General features: G+C 33.9%; 2 protein-coding genes and 1 pseudogene. All 3 read left to right on the top strand.

Annotated features, from left to right (window positions below; genetic code table 11):
- Positions 1 to 1,384 precede the first annotated feature (1,384 nt).
- Positions 1,385 to 2,479, top strand: coding sequence for a glucose-1-phosphate thymidylyltransferase (locus F6K13_RS23345; RefSeq protein WP_124154229.1), 1,095 nt, complete (start codon positions 1,385 to 1,387; stop codon positions 2,477 to 2,479).
- Positions 2,480 to 2,923: 444 nt separating this feature from the next.
- A pseudogene (locus F6K13_RS23340) lies at positions 2,924 to 3,364 on the top strand (glycosyltransferase); the annotation flags it as partial.
- Positions 3,365 to 3,391: 27 nt separating this feature from the next.
- On the top strand, positions 3,392 to 3,720 hold a 329-nt coding region (locus F6K13_RS23335), incomplete at its 3' end, for a glycosyltransferase family 2 protein (RefSeq protein ID WP_375340681.1).

The following is a 3,720-nucleotide window of genomic DNA, read 5'->3' as shown; positions in this document are numbered from 1 at the left end:
TGTGAATTAAGTTTAGTATTTAATAATTTGAAAAAAGAGTGATTGTTCATATTTATCCCGAAATTAGATATAGCGCTAGGGAATAGGGAATAGGGAATAGGGTTTTAGGATTGAAAAATGTCCTAAGCAATTCTTGTAGTGCTATAGCTGTGGTCTTGCCATATAATTCTCATATAATTATATTGAGCTAATATCAAACTTTTCTGAATTTTACCGTCTTATTATATCTTTGGAAATATCATTTACAGAAAAAAATTCTTATCCTGTGTGTCACTTTGCCAAAATAGACAGAATTAATTAATGGATAATTTTCCCTGATGAGCGGTAATTTTTTTCCCTTTTCAGTAGTGGAGCTGTTTGGCAAAATTTCACAGAATTTTCTCGCAGAAAAATCTCTTATCTTGTTTGTCACTTGACCAAAATAGCGAGAATTAATTAATGGCAAATTTTCCCTAATCACCGAGAAATTTTTTCCCCTCTTCAGTAGTAGAGATTTTGGGCAAAATTTTACAGAATTTTCTCGCAGAAAAATCTCTTATCTTGTTTGTCACTTGACCAAAATAGCGAGAATTAATTAATGGCAAATTTTCCCTGATGAGGGAGAAATTAGTCTCCTCTTCAGTAGTGGAGATTTTTGGCAAAATTTTACAGAATTTCCCCAGAAAAAATCTCTGACACTGTGTGTCATGTTCTGAAAATAGCGAGAATTAATTAATGGCAAATTTTCCCTGATGAGGGAGAAATTTTTTGCCCTCTTCAGTAGTAAAGATTTTGGGCAAAATTTCACAGAATTTCCCCAGAAAAAATCTCTGACACTGTGTGTCATGTTCTGAAAATAACGATAATTAATTAATGGCAAATTTTCCCTAATCACCCAGAAATTAGTCTCTTTTTCAGTAGTGAAGATTTTGGGCAAAATTTCACAGAATTTCCCCAGAAAAAATCTCTGACCCTGTTTGTCATGTTCTGAAAATGGAGAAATTTGTCTCTTGTTCAGTAGTGGAGCTTTTTGGCAAAATTTCAGAGAATTTTCTCACAGGAAAAATCTCTTATCCTATTTGTCACTTTCTCAAAATAGTCAGAATTAATTGATGGATAATTTTCTCTGATGAGGGAGAAATTTGTCTTCTCTTGAGTAGTAAAGATTTTTGACAAAATTTTACAGAATTTCTCCCAGAAAAAATCTCTTATCCTATTTATCACTTGACAAAAATAGTCACAATTAATTGACTAATAGTTTTTTCTTCTTGCTTCTTCCTTTCTCCCTCTTGCTTCTTCCTTCTTCCCTCTTGCTTCTTCCTTCTTCCTTCTTATGCTAAAGTGAGAAAAAATTCAGCCCTAAGAACAAAAACTACAACAAAAATCCGCAATTGGAAGTATTGACATGAAAGCATTAATTCTCTCTGGTGGAAAAGGTACAAGGTTACGTCCTCTTACTTATACAGGAGCAAAGCAATTAGTACCAGTTGCGAATAAACCTATTTTGTGGTATGGCATTGAGGGTATTATCGCAGCAGGTATTACCGACATTGGCATTGTTATTAGTCCAGAAACGGGAAAAGAAGTACAAGAATTAACAGGAAACGGCGAAAAATTTGGAGCTAATATTACCTATATTCTGCAAGAGCAACCTGCTGGTTTAGCTCATGCTGTGAAAATTGCCCAACCATTTTTGGCAGATTCTCCTTTTATCATGTATCTAGGAGATAATATTATTGAGAGTCAGCTAGAACAATTTTTAGAGACTTTCAAACAAGAACAATTAGATGCTTTAATTTTGCTGCGAAAAGTACCTAATCCCACAGCATTTGGTGTAGCAAAAGTAGATGAAAAGGGAAAAGTTTTAGGGTTAGTAGAAAAACCGAAAGTTCCTCCATCTGATTTGGCACTGGTGGGAATATATTTCTTCTCAAATAAAATCCATAATGCCATTGCTAATATCAAACCTTCAGCTAGAGGAGAATTAGAAATTACTGATGCTATTCAATATTTAATTGACCAACAAACATCCGGTGCAGATCAAGAAATTTCTGTTGAAGCACGTACCTTAGAAGGTTGGTGGTTAGATACAGGTAAAAAAGATGATTTACTCAGTGCTAATCAAATTATTTTAGATACTCGTTTAACTAATTCAGTAAATGGGGAAATAGATTCTCAAAGTCAAATTATTGGGCGAGTAAAAATTGGTGAAAATACTAAACTAATTAATTGTAGTATTCGAGGTCCGGTGATTATAGGAGATAATTGTCACTTGGAAAATTGTTTTATTGGTCCTTATAGTAGTATTGCCGATAATGTAACTTTAATTGATGTTGACATTGAGCATAGTGTGATATTACAAGGAGCAAAAATTATTGAAATTCACCAACGTATTGTTGATAGTTTACTCGGTCGTCGTGCCCAACTAATTAATGCTCCACAACGTCCTAAAGCATTACGATTTATGATTGGTGATGATAGTCAAATAGAATTAACATAATTAGGCAATAGACAACAGGCAACAGGCAACAGGCAACAGGCAACAGGGATAAGGGGATAAGGGATAAAAGTTTCCGAGTTTTTATGTATTTTTAGCATTATTGTAGTGGACTAACACGCCTAAAATGGTGCAATAGTAGGGGCGGGTTCCGCGTTAAGTTAATGGTGTCACCTACGACTAAGTAAACCCGCCCCCGCCCCAATAATCTAATGCATAAAATTAGATGTGTCGGTCCAGTAGGGTGCGTTAGACGGCTAAAATTTAGACTCGGAACGGTATTTAGAAATCCATCGTAACGCACCATTTTAGTCGGTCTAGTAGGGTGCGTTAGACGGCTAAAATTTAGACTCGGAACGGTATTTAGAAATCCATCGTAACGCACCATTTTAGTTGTTTTAGCTTCACTTAACTGAACTTTTACCCCACCCCGAAGGAGAAACTAATATAAAAACTATATACTTTCTCACAGTTAATTACTATTCCACTCAATTAATTCAAAAATTAATCAATTCCATTACATTAACTCCCCAACTATTTCAGGAAATTATTATCATCAATAATTCTACCGATGATAATTCTATTTATCAACTCCAAAAGAACACCACAATTATTATCGACTCAGAAACTAATTTAGGATATGGAAAAGCTTGCAATTTAGGATTAAACTGGATTTATGACCAAAACCCTCAAGCCATAATTTGGTTAATTAATCCCGATGCTTATTTATTCCCGGATTCTCTGGAAAAAGCACATCATTTTTTAGCCAAAAATCCCGAATTTTCCATATTAGGAACAACCGTCTACGAACCCACAGGAAAAGTTTGGTTTAGTGGCGGAAAATTTATTCCTAAAACTGGCAAAATAATTGCTAATGAATTTATCTCCAACACAGAAACATCAATCGCAGATTGGGTGACAGGATGCAGTATGTTAATTAACTTCAAAAACTTTAAAAACTGTCCTGAATTTGATGAAGATTATTTTTTATATTATGAAGATTTTGACTTCTGTAGACGCTATGTAAAACAAGGTCATAAAATTGCCATAACTCAAAAAATATCTGTAATTCATCAACCATCTTCCATTACCAATAAAAATCCCGAATTAAAACTTGAGCATAGCATCTATAGCTACCTATTAAGTTTAGAAAAACATACAAATAAATTAGTTTTAATATATAGATTACTCAGAATTACTATAGCTGCTTTAGTTAAGCTACCAATAAATTATCAAATAGCTCG

This window comes from Okeania sp. SIO2B9 (assembly GCF_010672505.1).
GTDB lineage: Bacteria > Cyanobacteriota > Cyanobacteriia > Cyanobacteriales > Microcoleaceae > Okeania > Okeania hirsuta.
This window is presented reverse-complemented; position numbering and strand designations above follow the sequence as displayed.